Source organism: Paucibacter aquatile, assembly GCF_002885975.1.
GTDB lineage: Bacteria > Pseudomonadota > Gammaproteobacteria > Burkholderiales > Burkholderiaceae_C > Paucibacter_A > Paucibacter_A aquatilis.
Map to the genome: position 1 here is coordinate 127,876 of NZ_POSP01000001.1, position 13,630 is coordinate 141,505.

Here is a 13,630-nt window from a genome sequence, read left to right on the forward strand (position 1 = left end):
TGGCAGGCGTTCTGCGAGGCAGGGGGGGCGTGGGTTCTGGAGATTATGTGGCTCCAGCCGGATCGCAGAAGCTTGCCCCGGGTTTGTCCCGATCCTCAGTCCGAGAGCCTCAGCCCGCGAACCTCAAGGGCCACACCACGCGAAAGCGCTCGCAGGCGATCAGGAGGTCTTCGCTGAACACCCGCCCGGCGCGCTCGCATTCGCGCGTGAAGTACTCGCGGTGTGCGCGCCGCCAGAACGCCAGAGATCCATCGCCTTCGCCCTCGGTGGCGGCGAACTCGGCTGTGACCTGGTCAAAAGGCGTCAGGTCCACCTGGGTGGTTTCGATGATGCACAGGGCGCGGTCTTGCGAATCGGTGACGATGCTGAGCAGGCCCGGCCGAGGCAAGCCCAGGCCCGAGGCCTCGTAGAACCAGACGGCGCCGGCGGTCGCACGCTTGCGGCCGGCCAGCACCAGCTGCGCGAGTTCATCGATCAGCTCGGGTGTGTCCCCGAACTGGCAGACCTCGTAAAAGCGCTCGTCGTCGAGCGGGTCCTGGCCGCCCCGTTGCGCGGCGTAGGCTTGCCAGAACTCCTGCAGAGGAGCCGGGATGCGTGGATTCATCGTCCTTGAGGGGGCGTGTCGAGGGCGCCGCTCAAGGCAGCAGATCGGCCACATCGTTCCAGGCCTCGGGGGCGACGCGGCCCTCGTAGCGGCGCACCACGCGGTTCTGCGCGTCCACGACCAGGGTCAAGGGCAGGCGGGCAGGCGCGGGCCCGGCGTCCAGGCGCAGAGACAGCAGGCCCGGTGGCGGCTTGTGCATGACGTTGCGGATCTGCTCATAGCTGCGCCAGTCCTCGGCCTGCTTGTCGACATTGACCTGCACCACGGACACCGGCTTCTTGCGCCAGCCTTCCAGGTTGGCGCGCAGCTCGGCCAGGGTGTCGCGACAGACCGCGCAGGCGGTGGACCAGTAAAAGACCACGGCCACGCGGCCTTTCAGCTCGCTGGGCGCAAAGGCTTCGCCACTGAGCTTGCTGGCCTGCAGCTGCCAGTTGCTGGGCAGGCCGGCGCCAGTGGGGCTGTTCATCAAGAGCTGGGCCGGGTCGTTGGCGATGGTGTTGCTGGCAGTGCTGCTGGCCTTGGCATGCAGGGTGGCGGCGGGTTTGCTTGGGGGCACCACACCGGCGGTCGGGGGCGTCTGGCTGAAAGCGCTGGAGTGCAGGCTGGCCAGCGCGATCCATGCGGGGAGCATCAGGCAAGCGCGCAAGTGGCGAGGGGGAGAAGCGCAAAGCGCTGTGCAGCAGGAGGCAGAAGAACAGGAGGCGGCCGAAGACAGGGGGAGACGGGTCTTGAGGGATGACGTCAGTGGCATCGCTGAGTGTCCTGGGGTGGAGGGGTGAGCTCAGGATGCTCAGTTGAGGCGCGGAATTCAACTGCGATTTTGGGGGTGGGTAATATCACCCGAGCATCACTGTAAACTTATCCAGTGATTCCCTCTGATGCCCCTTTGCCCGCGCCGCCTGCATCGACTGCCGCGACTGCCGCGACTGCCGCGACTGCCGCGAGCGCCCCCCCGGCGCTCAGCCGCCCCCAGCTCAGCCGCTTGATGAAGGTCTGGCGCTCGGGTGGCTGGCCCTACCGCGATCCGCTGGAGATCGACCTGCTGGCCGGTGGTTGGGTGGAGTTGCGTTGCCCGCCCGGCGGCCACGAAACCCTGCAGCTGACGCCCGCCGGCATTGCTGCCCTGGCCGCCTCGCGCCAGCGTGGCCAGCGGGCGCTGAGCCTGCATGACCGCCTCGCCTGCCGCATGAGTGAACAGCTGATGCGCCAGGACGGCCGCATCGTCTGGCGCGAGTTGTCGCTGCGGGCCCAGGTTCAGGCCGAAGCTTCATCACCGCTCAGGGCTTCTTCCACGCCGCTGTTTGGCGAGGACTTGCTTGATGCGCCCCGCGAGGCCGCGCCCAAGCAGCCCTGGCGCATGGCCCGCCCCGATCTTTTTTCGGTGCGCAACACCTCGGTGGCGGCTTATCTGCAGCCCGTGGTGCACGAGATCAAGGCCAGCCGGGCCGATCTGCAGTCCGATCTGCGCCATGCGGCCAAGCGCGAGTCCTACCAATGGCTGTGCAGCGCCTGCTACTACGTGTTCCCGGCGGGGGTGGCCGAGCCCGAGGAGTTGCCGCCTGAATTCGGCGTTTGGGTGCTGCACGGCGAGGTCGAGACCGGTCGGCTGGAACTGCTGCGCCCGGCACGCTACCAGCCCTGCGAGCTGCCTTTTGCCGTCTGGATGGCGCTGGCCAAGGCCACGCCCGATCGGCTGGAGGGCGAGAGCCCGCAAGCCCATCTGGGTGAGCCGGGGATGCAGCCCGAGGCGGATCTGCCCGGCGACCCGGGCAGCCCGGCGTGAGCGAGACTGCCGCAGCTGCCGAGCTGGTCGTCGCCGTCCGCGCCCTGTGCGAGTTCAGCGCCAAGGCCGGCGATCTGGACCTGCGCTTCACGCCGGCACCCACCGCGCTGGAGGGCATGGCCGGCCATGCCCTGGTGGCCGGCCGGCGCGGCAGCGGCTACCAGACCGAGCTGAGCCTCAGTGGCGTGTTTGTTGAACCGGAGTGTGGTGCACGTTTGCGGGTGCGCGGCCGCGCCGATGGCTGGGATGCCGGCCGCCAGCGCCTGGAGGAAATCAAGACCCACAAAGGCAGCCTGGACGCCCAGCCCGCCAACCACCGCGCCCTGCACTGGGCCCAGCTCAAGGTCTACGGCGCCCTGCTGTGTCAGCAGGAAGGCCTGGCGCGGGTCGAGCTGGCCCTGGTGTACTTCGACGTCTTGGCGCAGAGCGAAACCGTGTTTGCGGAGACCCACAGCGCCGCTGATCTGCAGGCATTCTTTGCCGAACAATGCGGGCGTTATGTCGCTTGGGCGCAGCAGGAGCAGGCGCACCGCGAGGCGCGCGATGCAGCCCTGCTGGCCCTGGCTTTTCCCCATGCCGACTTTCGCCGCGGGCAACGTGCCTTGGCCGAGGGTGTCTACAAGGCCGCGGTCTCGGGCCGGGTGCTGCTGGCTCAGGCGCCCACCGGCATCGGCAAGACGGTGGGCACCATCTTTCCCATGCTCAAGGCCATGCCGGGCCAGAAGCTGGACAAGCTGTTTTTCCTGACGGCCAAGAGCTCCGGTCGCCAGCTGGCATTGGAAGGCGTGGAGAAGCTCAAGACCCCGCCGGGCAGCCTGCGGGTGCTGGAGCTGGTGGCCCGTGACAAGGCCTGCGAGCATCCCGACAAGGCCTGCCACGGCGAGAGCTGCCCGCTGGCCCAGGGCTTTTACGACCGCCTGCCGCAGGCCCGCGCCGCGGCCGTTCAAAGCGGTTTGCCTCTCGAGCGCGCCGCTGTGCGCGCTCTGGCCCTGGCCTTTGAGGTTTGCCCCTACTACCTGAGCCAGGAGCTGGTGCGTTGGGCCGATGTGGTGGTCGGCGACTACAACTACTTCTTCGACAGCAGTGCGCTCCTGCATGGCCTGAGCCAGCAGAACGGCTGGCGCGTGGGCCTGCTGGCCGACGAGGCGCACAACCTGCTCGAGCGTGGCCGCAAGATGTACTCGGCCGAGCTGGAGCAGGACAGCTTGCGTGGCGCCAAGCTGGTGGCGCCGCCCTCGCTGAAAGCGCCGCTCGATCGCCTGCAGCGGGCCTGGACCAAGCTCAGCAAAAGCACGGCCGGCGAAGAGGCGGTCCAGCCCTATCAAGTCTTGAAGGAGTTGCCCGAGGCCTGGATGCAGGCCTTGCAGCAAGCCACCGCGGCCATCAGCGAGCAACAACAGGCGGGCTCGGCCAAGCCACTGGAGCCGGCGCTGCAGAACTTCTTCTTCGAGGCCCTGGCCTTTGCCCGCCTGGCCGAGCAACTCGATGCCCACTCGCTGTGTGACCTGACCCTGCGCAACAGCAATGCCCCCGGCTTTGCCAAGAGCCAGGCCAAGCTGCACACCACCCTGGCCATCCGCAACATCGTGCCCGCGCCCTTTTTGCGGCCACGCTTGCTGGCGGCCCACACGGCCACCTTGTTCTCGGCCACGGTGCAGCCGGCCGGCTTTTACGCCGACCTGCTGGGCCTGCCCGAGAACTGGGCCTATCTGGAGGTGGAATCGCCGTTTGAGGCGGCGCAGCTGGAGATCAAAGTGGCGCGCCAGATCTCCACCCGGTACGCCGACCGTCAGCGTTCCCTGGCCGCCCTGGTCGCCCAGATCGGCGCACAGTTCCAGGCCCGGCCCGGCAACTACCTTGCCTTTTTCAGCAGCCACGACTACCTGCAGCAGGCGGCCGAGCTGTTCGCCCGCGAGCATCCCGGCGTGCCGCTCTGGCCGCAGGCGCGGCGCATGAGCGAGGCGGATCAGCAGGCCTTTTTGCAGCGCTTCACGCCCGAGAGTCAGGGTATTGGTTTCGTGGTGCTGGGAGGCTCCTTCTCGGAAGGCGTGGATCTGCCCGGCGCGCGCCTGATCGGCGCCTTCATCGCCACCCTGGGCCTGCCCCAGGTCAACCCCGTCAACGAGCAGTTTCGCGCCCGGCTGGAGCAGCTCAAGGGCGCGGGTTATGACTACACCTACCTCTACCCGGGCCTGCAGAAAGTGGTGCAGGCCGCCGGCCGTGTGATCCGCACCACCGAAGACCGCGGCGTGATCCATTTGCTGGACGACCGCTTTGCGCGGCGCGAGGTGCGGGCTTTGTTGCCGAGCTGGTGGCGGGTGGAGGGCTGAACCAGAGCCGTGCCGCGATAGGGGCTGCGGCTCACGCCCTGCATTCACGGCAGGACATGAAGCCGTTCACAAATCCAGGTTCGACGGCAAGCGCAGCGAATCACAGCCGCAAGGCCTCTTTCTCGACGGGGAGTCCTTGAATGCCGGTCAGCGTGATTGGCGCGTCAGGGTCGGGCTTGCGAAGCCGGGGCGATGGCCCGATTGCGCAAGGCCTCGATGCGGTCGGGGCTCATCTCAAGCACCACATTGCTGTCTGACGCGATCAGGCTCACGATGGCCTCGCGTGGTCCCTGGCGCCAGGCGGGGCTTGCATAGAACGCAGTCTGCTCGGCCTCAAGGGCGGCCATGTCGCGGAAAGCGCGCATGAGGAAATAGCTGTCTGCGTCATGCAGCGAGGGGCCCAAGTCGACGACGTCGAAGCCCCAGTCCAGCATCAGAGGCAAGCTGTGTTGGCTGATCAGCCGATGGAAGCGATCTCGACTGCCAGGCACCAGCTGGTAGCCGCGAATTTCGATCACGGGCATGCGGGTTCCCCTGCGAGGGACTCGGCCGGGCGGAAGTCCATCACCCAGTTGACTTCCCAGCTGACACCACCGTCGGCGGAAAACGCCTGCTCCCAACGCGGCTGGCCCAGTTCAGAGCACTGGGTCCACAGGAAGCGAACGCGGATGGCTTGGCCTCTGAGCGTGTCGTCGGCGTAAAAGTAGCCTTTGCCATCCTTGAAACTACCCACAACGGGCACATCGAGCCGATCGGGATGGCGCCCATCCAGCCACCAAATCGACCACAAGCCCGTCGCTGCATTGAAGCTGCGAAGCGTCAAGGCCCGGTAGTCGCCATCGGGCAGGTGGATCAGGTTGTCATCGATATTGGCATGGCCCCCGAGCAGCGTCTGCATGCTTGAGCTGCCCTCGAACTGCTCCCATTCCTGGCAGCCCGTCAGCCGCTCCTTGAGCCGGCGGTGCTGTATCTGCCAGGAGCCGACGAAGAAGTCGAAGTCAGCGGCGGCGCCGATGCTGGGGGGAACTGGGATGCTGGTGCTTGGATGTGCCATGCCTGTGTGCTCACGGGGTCTGGGGGGTGAAGTCCGAAGCCTAATTGGCCGGCCGACCTTGTGATCGTTTGTTCATGCAAGCCACGCTGTCAAAATTGCAAGCCATCAACGCCCTCGCCGTGATACATCGCCATGACTCAAAGCCCCGCTTCCTGGGATGACTTGCGCGTCTTCCTGCACATTGGCCGTGCGGGCTCCCTGACCGCGGCCGCCGAAACGCTGCAGGTCAGCCATGCCACCGTGTTTCGACGCCTGGGTTCCCTGGAAGCTGAACTGGGCGTGCGCTTGTTTGTGCGCAGCCGGGCTGGCTATGCGCTGACAGACGCGGGGCAGGAACTCATGAAGGTGGCCGCTGAGATGGAGACCGGGCTGGCCTCTGCCACTCGGCAACTCGGCAGGCGTGCGGCCTGGCCGGGAGGGGTGGTGAGGCTGACCACCACCGACACCCTCATGCATGCCGCCCTGGCCCCCATGCTCAGCGCCTACCAGCGCCAAGCCGGCGTGCAGCTCTTGATCAACACCTCGACGGTGCAACAAGACATCTTGAAGGGCGAGGCTGATGTGGCGATTCGCGCGGGCGGCCGGCCGGCCGACCCGCTGGTGGCACGGCGTCTGTGCCGCATCGAGTCCACGGTGTACCGATCGCGCAAGATCGGTGGCGCAAGCCCCAGCAATCTGGCCGATTTTCCCTGGGTCGCGGGTGACGAAACCTTCGCGCATCTGGACTCATCCAAATGGCTGCATCAGCAAGGCCTGGACGCCAAGGCCATGTTGCGCACCAACAGCCACGTCAATGTCTTGAACCTGGTCAAAGCCGGCGCGGGCCTGGCTGTCCTGCCCTGCTATCTCGGCGATCTGGAGCCCGGCATCTGCCGCGTGATCGCGACCCCGCCCAAAGCCTGGCGCAGCGATCTGTGGCTGCTCACCCGCGTGGATCTGCGGCATGTGCCCCGTATCAAACAGCTCTTTGATGCGGTGTTCGAGGGCACACGCCCTATGGTCGAACTGTTTGAGGGGCGGGCGGCATTGCCTTGAGCGCGATGCAGAAAATGTGCGCGCCTCAGAGCGGAAGCCTGTTATTGCTCAACGAGGCCCGTGATCGATAGGCGCTGCTGCCGCCAACATCGCCGCGTCAGCCTCGCATGGCCAGGGCCTGCCGGCCTTTCAGTCGCGTTGATACGCCGGCAGAGTCGCCCCGCAATGCCGGCAGAACTTGGAGTCGGCCTGGTGCCCCTCGCTGAGGCAGACATGGCAGCTGCGCGTGGTGGCCTTGGGTGCGCTGGCCAGGCGTTGTGCGCTCATTTCGGCTGTCACGATGCCGGTGGGCACGGCCAGCACGCCCCAGCCCAGAAGCATCATCAGCGAGGCTATCGCCCGGCCCAGATCGGTCTTGGGGGTGATGTCGCCGAAGCCCACGGTGGTCATGGTGGTGATGGCCCAGTAGACGGAGGTCGGGATGCTGCTGAAGCCGTTGATCGGGCCCTCGACCACATACATCACCGTGCCCATCACCAGCACGATCATCAGCACCGCGGTGATGAAGACCGAGATCTTGCGCGAGCTGGCCCGCAGAGCCAGGGCCAGGCTGGCGTACTCGGCCACATAGGCATTGAGCTTGAGGATACGGAACACCCGCAGCAGGCGCAGCACCCGCACATCGACCAGGGCGTAGAGCTCCGGCACGAAGAAGGCCAGATAGGTGGGCAGCACGGCCAGCAGATCGACGATGCCGTAGAAGCTCAGCGCATAGCGCAGCGGCTGGCGCACGCAGGCCAGGCGCAGCAGGTACTCGACCGTGAAGACGGCGGTAAAGAAGATCTCCAGCCCGGTCAGCCAGCGGCCATGCTCGTTGTGAATGCTGGCCACGCTGTCCAGCATCACGGTCAACAGGCTCAGCAGCACCATGGCGATCAGGCCCAGGTCAAAGAGCCGGCCGGCGCGAGTGTCGGCCTCAAAGATGATGGTGTAGCAGCGCAGGCGCCAGCCTTGCAGGGGGCGGCCGAACTCGGGTGTCTTGGCGGAGGAGCTGGAGGGCGAGGTCATGCCGGCGATTGTGCCGCCGCTAGATCGTCAGAGCCCCGCTTCCCAGGCCGCTTGCCAGTGCGCGGCATCCGCCTGCTCGAGCGCTCTCACCAGGCAGGCGGACGACGCACCGGCCCGGCGTGCGGCCGTCGCACGCTCCGCCTCGGTGATGCCGCCAATCGCCACCACAGGCCGGCCGGCCATGTGCACCCACCAGGTCAGGTTGTCCAGGCCTTGCGGTCGCCAGGGCATGTCTTTGGTGACCGTGGCCCAGACCGGGCCGCAGGCGATGTAGTGCGGCGCCAGGCTGCGCGCCCGGGCCAGCTCCCAGAGGCTGTGGCTGGAGATGCCCAGATGCACGCCGCTGTCCAGGATCTGCTGGCGCTGGTCGGCTGCCAAGGCCGACCAGTCTTCCTGGCCCAGGTGCAGGGCGCGGGCACCGGCTTGCAGGGCCAGCTGCCAGTGGTCGTTGATCCACAGGGTGGCGCGTGGGTGGTTGGCTGCCGCCTGCACGGCAGAGGCGATCGCCTGACGCAGCGCCGCTTCGCTCAAGCCCGGCCGTGACTTGATGCGCAGCTGCAGCTGCGTATAGCCGGCCTCGGCCAGCGCGGTCAGGCGCTGCGGGTTCTCGGTGATGGCGTAAAGCCCCATCTCGTGCGCTTGCGCGACCGGAGCTGTCAGCAGTACCTGACGCCAACGTTGCACGGTGCCGGCATTGAGCGGCTCGGCGCCGAAGCTCAGCACCGGCATGGCCCTGGGGTCGGCAATGAAGTCGGGTGTGGCACGCACTGGCCCGGCGCCTGCACCTGCGGCGTGCCCGTCGCGCAGGGCGCTCCAGGTCGCCATCTTGGCCAGCACCAGGGCATCTGCCAGCGGGAAGCCTCGCGCCAAGGCTGCGGCGGCTGAGCTGGCAAAGCTGCAGCCGGTGCCATGGTGGTGGCGGCTGGGCAGGCGGGGCAGGGCCAGCCAGCCCTGGGCTTGGTGGTCTGGTGCCTGCACATCGATCCAGTCCAGAGCCAGCTCGCGCTGGGCCGGGGCGGAGGCGTCGTCACCGCCGGTGATGCAGACCGCGCGCGGGCCCAGCTCGCGCAGGGCTGCGGCCAGGGCTGGCGGGCTGGTGGGGCTGCCAGGCGGCAGGCCCAGCAGGCGCTCGGCCTCGCGGCGGTTGGGGGTCAGCAGGTCGCAGCGCGGTAGCAGTTGCGCGCGGTAGGCTTGCAGCAAGGCCTCGTCGCAAAACGCTGCGCCGCCGGCCGTGGCGCCCAGCACCGGGTCGATGACCAGCAGCACGGTCTGATTGCGCCGCAAGGCGTCGATGACGTCGCACAAAGCCTGCACGGCCGTGACCGAAGCCAGCAAGCCGGTCTTGATCACTCGCGGGCTCAGGTCTTGCGCCAGGGCCTGCAACTGGGCGCAGACCTGGTCGGCGGGCAGCGGGTAGACGGCCGCCACGCCTTGCGAGTTCTGCGCCGTCACGGCGGCCAGCAGCGGGCAGAGATGCACGCCAAAGGCTGCCGCCGCGCGCGTGTCGGCCGACAGGCCCGCGCCGCCGCCGCTGTCGTGGCCGGCCAGGCTCCAGATCACCGGCGGCGCCGGGTCTTGCAGCCAGTCGGCAAGAGGCGGCTCGTCCGCCCAGGTCGAGGGCAGGCTGGGGTGAGGGTAGAGCCTCGCGGTTGCGGTTGCGGTTTCGCTCATGGCGCGCTCCCGAGCAGAAAGGCATGGCCGCTGACCGGGGTCGAGGGCACGGCGAAGTCCTGGGTGGCCATCAGCCCGGCGCGGTAGGCGGCGCGGCCGGCCTCGATGGCGGCCTTGAACGCGCCCGCCATGGCCACCGGGTCGCGCGCCTGCGAGACCGCGGAGTTGAGCAGTACGGCATCGAAGCCCAGCTCCAGTGCCTGGGCGGCATGCGAGGGCGCGCCGACGCCGGCGTCGATGATCAAGGTGGTGTCCGGCAGGCGCTGGCGCAGGCTGCGCAGGCCGGCGATGTTGTTCAGGCCTTGGCCCGAGCCGATCGGCGCGCCCCAGGGCATGAGCAAGGGGCAGCCGGCATCGAGCAGGCGGCGGCACAGCACCAGGTCTTCGGTGCAGTAGGGGAAGACCTCGAAGCCTTCGCGCACCAGGGTCTGGGCGGCGCTGAGCAGCTCGAACGGATCCGGCTGCAGGGTGTGCTCGTCGCCGATCACTTCCAGCTTGATCCAGCGCGTGCCGTAGAGCTCACGCGCCATCTGCGCCAGGTTGATGGCCTCGCGCGCGCTGCGGCAACCGGCGGTGTTGGGCAGCAGGCGCGCGCCCTGGGCTTGTGCCGCTTGCAGGGCGCCGGCGACAAAGCCGTTGTCGCCCGCCTGCAGCGTGCGCTTGAGGCCGACCGTTAGAACCTGGGTGCCCGAGGCGGCAATCGCGCGCGCCAGGGTCTGCGGGTCCGGGTAGCCGGCGCTGCCGAGCAGAAAGCGGCTGCTCAGTGCCGCGCCGGGGAGTTGAAAGAGATCGGTGTGGGTGCTCATGGCGGAGGGGTATGGCAATCGGGTTCAACCGCCGACGATGGGTTGAAACAGCAGCACTTGATCGCCGGCTTGCAGCGTGGTGCTGGCCCGCGCTTCGCGGCGCAGGAACTGGCCGTTCAAGGCCGTGCCCACACTCTCGGGCGGGCGCTGCAGCTGGGCCAGCAGATCGGCCACGGTGTGGCCGGCAGGCAGGCTCAGGTCTTGCTCGTCGAGGCGGATGGTGATGTGGGTGGCGTTCATGTCGGGGCGGTGCAAGATTCTTTGTGGGCCGCGAGCGAGGCCAGGCCGCAATGCAGCAGGAGCTGCTGAACCAGGGCGGGGGCCAGCAACCAGCCGTGGCGGTAGAGGCCGTTCAGGCGCAGCAGTCCGGGCTCGGCCAGGCTCAGCGGGCGGTGGTCGGGCAGGGCGGGGCGCAGATTGACATCGAGCCGTGTGATGCGCGCCTCGGCCAGCGCGGGCAGGACGCTGTGGGCGGCGGCCATCAGCTCGACGGCACTTTGCAGGCTGACCGGCGAGCGGTCCTCGCTTTCGATCTCGCTGGCGCCCAGCACCAGGCTGTCCGGCGTGCGCGGCACGAGGTAGATGCGGTGGCGCGGATGCAGCAAGCGCAGCGGTCGCTGCAGGCCGTGACCGCTGAGGCTCAGATGCACGACCTCGCCGCGCACGCCACGCAGGCCCGCGACCTGTGGCCGGGCGCCCAGGCCGCGGCAGTCGATGGCCCAGTCCGCGGCGACGCGTGCTCCGCTGCTCAGCTGAAGTTCGCCGGCATGCAAAGCATCCACGGGCGATTGCCAGTGCCAGCGCACGTCAGGGGATTGATCTTGCAGCGCAGCCATCAGTCCAGGTGGATGGATCAAGCCCTCGCCCGGCAGCAGCCAGGCGCGCGGGCCACGCAGGAGGCTGGGCTCCAGGTCCTGCAGCTCGGCCTCGCTCAAGGACTGAGCCCGGCCGAGTTCGGGGTGCTCGCCCAGGCGAGCCAGCACCCGCTCGGCCGCACCCAGGTCCTGGCGGTGCGCGAGCAGCAGGCTGCCCTGGGTTTGCAGGCAAGACCTGACCCCCAGCGCCTCGCAGACCTGCGGCCAGAGCTGCAGCGAGCGCCAACCCAGCGCCGCCACCTCGGCCTCGGCCCGGTCCAGCTCGGCCAGGGGGCTGAGCATGCCGGCGGCGGTGAAGGCGGCGGCGCCCTGGCCGTCGAAGCGCGGCTCGGGGCCGGGGCCGGCCTCGAAGACCTGCACGGCGTGGCCGGCGCGGCTCAGCGCCCAGGCGAACAGGCGCCCGGCCAGGCCGGCGCCCGCGATGGCGATTTGCAGGCCCATCTCAGACGGGCTGGATGGGGATGTAGATCTCACTGCCCTGGGCCTTGAACTCGGCGCTCTTGGCCGCCATGCCGGCCTCGGCTTCCAATTGGGCTGAGTACTCGCGCACGTCCTGCGTGATCTTCATCGAGCAGAACTTGGGGCCGCACATGGAACAGAAGTGGGCGACCTTGGCGCTGTCCTTGGGCAGGGTTTCGTCGTGGAAATCGCGTGCGGTTTCGGGGTCCAGGCCGAGGTTGAACTGGTCTTGCCAGCGGAACTCGAAGCGGGCCTTGGACAGCGCGTCATCGCGGGCGCGGGCGCCTGGGTGGCCCTTGGCGATGTCGGCGGCGTGAGCGGCGATCTTGTAGGCCATCAGGCCGGCTTTCACGTCGTCTCGGTTGGGCAGGCCCAGGTGTTCCTTGGGCGTGACGTAGCAGAGCATGGCGCAGCCGAACCAGCCGATCATGGCCGCGCCGATGCCGCTGGTGATGTGGTCGTAGCCGGGGGCGATGTCGGTGGTCAGCGGGCCCAGCGTGTAGAAGGGCGCTTCGTCGCAGTGCTTGAGCTGTTCGGTCATATTGGCCTGGATCATGTGCATGGGCACATGGCCGGGGCCTTCGATCATGGTCTGCACATCGTGCTTCCAGGCGACCTTGGTCAGCTCACCGAGCGTGCGCAGCTCGGCAAACTGGGCCTCATCGTTGGCGTCTGACAAGCTGCCGGGGCGCAGGCCGTCGCCCAGCGAGAAGCTGACGTCGTAGGCCTTCATGATCTCGCAGATCTCTTCGAAGTGCGTGTAGAGGAAGTTCTCCTGGTGGTGGGCGATGCACCACTTGGCCAGGATGGAGCCGCCGCGCGAGACGATGCCGGTGCGGCGCTTGACCGTCATCGGGATGAAGGGCAGGCGCACGCCGGCGTGGATGGTGAAGTAGTCCACGCCTTGCTCCGCTTGCTCGATCAAGGTGTCGCGGAACAGCGCCCAGCTCAGGTCTTCGGCCACGCCGCCGACCTTCTCCAGCGCCTGGTAGATGGGCACGGTGCCGATGGGCACGGGGCTGTTGCGGATGATCCAGTCGCGCGTGGTGTGGATGTTGCGGCCGGTGGAGAGGTCCATCACCGTGTCGGCGCCCCAGCGGGTGCTCCAGACCAGCTTTTCCACTTCCTCTTCGATGGAAGAGGTGACGGCCGAGTTGCCGATATTGGCGTTGACCTTCACCAGGAAGTTGCGGCCGATGATCATCGGCTCCAGTTCCGTGTGGTTGATATTGGCCGGGATGATGGCGCGGCCTCGCGCCACCTCTTCGCGCACGAACTCGGGCGTGATGATGCGCGGGATGGCCGCACCCATGGGCGTGCCGGCCAGGCGGGCTTCGCGCTCGGCATCGGCCTCGTACTCGCGCATCCATTCATGGCGCTGGTTCTCGCGGATGGCGATGTACTCCATCTCGGGCGTGACGATGCCGCGGCGGGCGTAGTGCAGCTGGGTGACATTGAAGCCAGTCTTGGCGCGGCGTGGCGTGCGGCGCAGGCCGGCGCTCAGGGCCAGCAAGGCCTCTTGCTGTGCGCTTTCACGCAGGCCGTCGTCCATCAGCTGGATGGCGCGGCCGGCGTAGGGCTCGGTGTCTTGGCGCGCCTCGACCCAGGCGGCGCGGGGCGTGGGCAGGCCTTGCTTCACATCGATCGTGGCGTTGGCATCGGTGTAGGGGCCGGAGGCGTCGTAGACCGTGACCGTCTCGCCATTCGTGAGTGCGATGGCGCGCATGGGCACGCGCAGCTCGGGGTGTTGCTGGCCGGCGAGATAGATCTTGCTGGAGCCGGGCAGGGGCGTGCGGGTCAGCTCCAGGCTGGTGTTGAGGCTGTCGCTGGCGCTGGCTGTTTGCAGGCCGGGGTCGGTGATGCTGTTCATGGGGATGCATTCCTCGCTGTGCTGGTGGGGCTGCGAGGGCTGGCATCGAAACGGCGGAGGCCTGGCACAAGGGCGGGCGCGACCGGCAGCGTTGGCGCTTTCGCTTCAACGGCACTGGGATGGAGGGAGCCCAGG

Annotated in this window: 13 protein-coding genes; 3 read left to right on the plus strand and 10 right to left on the minus strand. The window is 68.1% G+C overall.

The features are described from left to right. Positions 1–109: 109 nt before the first annotated feature. Both C1O66_RS00635 and C1O66_RS00640 read right to left on the minus strand, forming a co-directional pair. Positions 110–604 (minus strand): ASCH domain-containing protein, encoded by a 495-nt coding sequence (locus tag C1O66_RS00635; protein WP_102766080.1) that lies wholly within the window; start codon positions 602–604, stop codon positions 110–112. Positions 605–635: 31 nt separating this feature from the next. Then, positions 636–1,235, minus strand: coding sequence for a TlpA family protein disulfide reductase (locus tag C1O66_RS00640; protein WP_165794406.1), 600 nt, complete (start codon positions 1,233–1,235; stop codon positions 636–638). A gap of 354 nt (positions 1,236–1,589) precedes the next feature. Here C1O66_RS00640 and C1O66_RS00645 point away from each other — a divergent pair, with 354 nt between their 5' ends. Together C1O66_RS00645 and C1O66_RS00650 are read left to right on the plus strand one after the other, a co-directional pair. Then, positions 1,590–2,387, plus strand: a complete 798-nt coding sequence (locus C1O66_RS00645) for a hypothetical protein (RefSeq protein WP_102766082.1) — start codon at positions 1,590–1,592, stop codon at positions 2,385–2,387. Further along, a complete protein-coding gene (locus C1O66_RS00650) occupies positions 2,384–4,717 on the plus strand; it encodes an ATP-dependent DNA helicase (protein ID WP_243392652.1) in 2,334 nt (777 codons plus the stop codon). Before C1O66_RS00645 ends, C1O66_RS00650 begins: the two co-directional genes overlap by 4 nt. 164 nt (positions 4,718–4,881) lie before the next feature. Here C1O66_RS00650 and C1O66_RS00655 read toward each other — a convergent pair whose 3' ends face one another. Together C1O66_RS00655 and C1O66_RS00660 are read right to left on the minus strand one after the other, a co-directional pair. Next, a complete protein-coding gene (locus C1O66_RS00655; RefSeq protein ID WP_102766083.1) occupies positions 4,882–5,241 on the minus strand; it encodes an NIPSNAP family protein in 360 nt (119 codons plus the stop codon). Continuing rightward, the gene (locus C1O66_RS00660; protein WP_102766084.1) at positions 5,232–5,771 is read right to left on the minus strand and encodes a DUF1579 domain-containing protein; all 540 of its coding nucleotides are present in this window, start codon (positions 5,769–5,771) and stop codon (positions 5,232–5,234) included. Before C1O66_RS00660 ends, C1O66_RS00655 begins: the two co-directional genes overlap by 10 nt. Before the next feature lie 132 nt (positions 5,772–5,903). Between C1O66_RS00660 and C1O66_RS00665 the strand changes: the two genes are divergently transcribed. Further along, positions 5,904–6,806 (plus strand): LysR family transcriptional regulator, encoded by a 903-nt coding sequence (locus C1O66_RS00665; RefSeq protein WP_102766085.1) that lies wholly within the window; start codon positions 5,904–5,906, stop codon positions 6,804–6,806. Between the two features lie 129 nt (positions 6,807–6,935). Here the strand turns inward: C1O66_RS00665 and C1O66_RS00670 are convergent, their stop codons facing one another. Genes C1O66_RS00670 through thiC form a run of 6 tightly spaced genes read right to left on the minus strand, consistent with a single transcriptional unit; the run spans position 6,936 to position 13,495 of the window. After that, complete coding sequence (locus tag C1O66_RS00670) at positions 6,936–7,814, minus strand: ion transporter (protein ID WP_102766086.1); 879 nt, start codon at positions 7,812–7,814, stop codon at positions 6,936–6,938. Between the two features lie 27 nt (positions 7,815–7,841). Then, on the minus strand, positions 7,842–9,485 hold the full coding sequence (locus C1O66_RS00675; protein ID WP_102766087.1) for a PfkB family carbohydrate kinase: 1,644 nt from the start codon (positions 9,483–9,485) through the stop codon (positions 7,842–7,844). Then, a complete protein-coding gene (locus C1O66_RS00680) occupies positions 9,482–10,291 on the minus strand; it encodes a thiazole synthase (protein ID WP_102766088.1) in 810 nt (269 codons plus the stop codon). Before C1O66_RS00680 ends, C1O66_RS00675 begins: the two co-directional genes overlap by 4 nt. Positions 10,292–10,315: 24 nt before the next feature. Then, a complete protein-coding gene (gene thiS / locus C1O66_RS00685) occupies positions 10,316–10,531 on the minus strand; it encodes a sulfur carrier protein ThiS (protein WP_243392653.1) in 216 nt (71 codons plus the stop codon). Further along, on the minus strand, positions 10,528–11,607 hold the full coding sequence (locus tag C1O66_RS00690; protein WP_102766089.1) for an FAD-dependent oxidoreductase: 1,080 nt from the start codon (positions 11,605–11,607) through the stop codon (positions 10,528–10,530). The genes thiS and C1O66_RS00690 overlap by 4 nt, the downstream gene beginning before the upstream one ends. Position 11,608: 1 nt before the next feature. Further along, complete coding sequence (thiC, locus tag C1O66_RS00695; RefSeq protein ID WP_102766090.1) at positions 11,609–13,495, minus strand: phosphomethylpyrimidine synthase ThiC; 1,887 nt, start codon at positions 13,493–13,495, stop codon at positions 11,609–11,611. Positions 13,496–13,630: the final 135 nt, after the last annotated feature.

Excerpts from the sequence above, each read along its gene's own strand:
- C1O66_RS00635 (WP_102766080.1), bottom strand. The coding sequence starts at position 604 with ATGAATCCACGCATCCCGGCTCCTCTGCAGGAGTTCTGGCAAGCCTAC.
- C1O66_RS00640 (WP_165794406.1), bottom strand. The coding sequence starts at position 1,235 with ATGCTCCCCGCATGGATCGCGCTGGCCAGCCTGCACTCCAGCGCTTTC.
- C1O66_RS00645 (WP_102766082.1), top strand. The coding sequence starts at position 1,590 with ATGAAGGTCTGGCGCTCGGGTGGCTGGCCCTACCGCGATCCGCTGGAG.
- C1O66_RS00655 (WP_102766083.1), bottom strand. The coding sequence starts at position 5,241 with ATGCCCGTGATCGAAATTCGCGGCTACCAGCTGGTGCCTGGCAGTCGA.
- C1O66_RS00660 (WP_102766084.1), bottom strand. The coding sequence starts at position 5,771 with ATGGCACATCCAAGCACCAGCATCCCAGTTCCCCCCAGCATCGGCGCC.
- C1O66_RS00665 (WP_102766085.1), top strand. The coding sequence starts at position 5,904 with ATGACTCAAAGCCCCGCTTCCTGGGATGACTTGCGCGTCTTCCTGCAC.
- C1O66_RS00670 (WP_102766086.1), bottom strand. The coding sequence starts at position 7,814 with ATGACCTCGCCCTCCAGCTCCTCCGCCAAGACACCCGAGTTCGGCCGC.
- C1O66_RS00675 (WP_102766087.1), bottom strand. The coding sequence starts at position 9,485 with ATGAGCGAAACCGCAACCGCAACCGCGAGGCTCTACCCTCACCCCAGC.
- C1O66_RS00680 (WP_102766088.1), bottom strand. The coding sequence starts at position 10,291 with ATGAGCACCCACACCGATCTCTTTCAACTCCCCGGCGCGGCACTGAGC.
- thiS (WP_243392653.1), bottom strand. The coding sequence starts at position 10,531 with ATGAACGCCACCCACATCACCATCCGCCTCGACGAGCAAGACCTGAGC.
- C1O66_RS00690 (WP_102766089.1), bottom strand. The coding sequence starts at position 11,607 with ATGGGCCTGCAAATCGCCATCGCGGGCGCCGGCCTGGCCGGGCGCCTG.
- thiC (WP_102766090.1), bottom strand. The coding sequence starts at position 13,495 with ATGAACAGCATCACCGACCCCGGCCTGCAAACAGCCAGCGCCAGCGAC.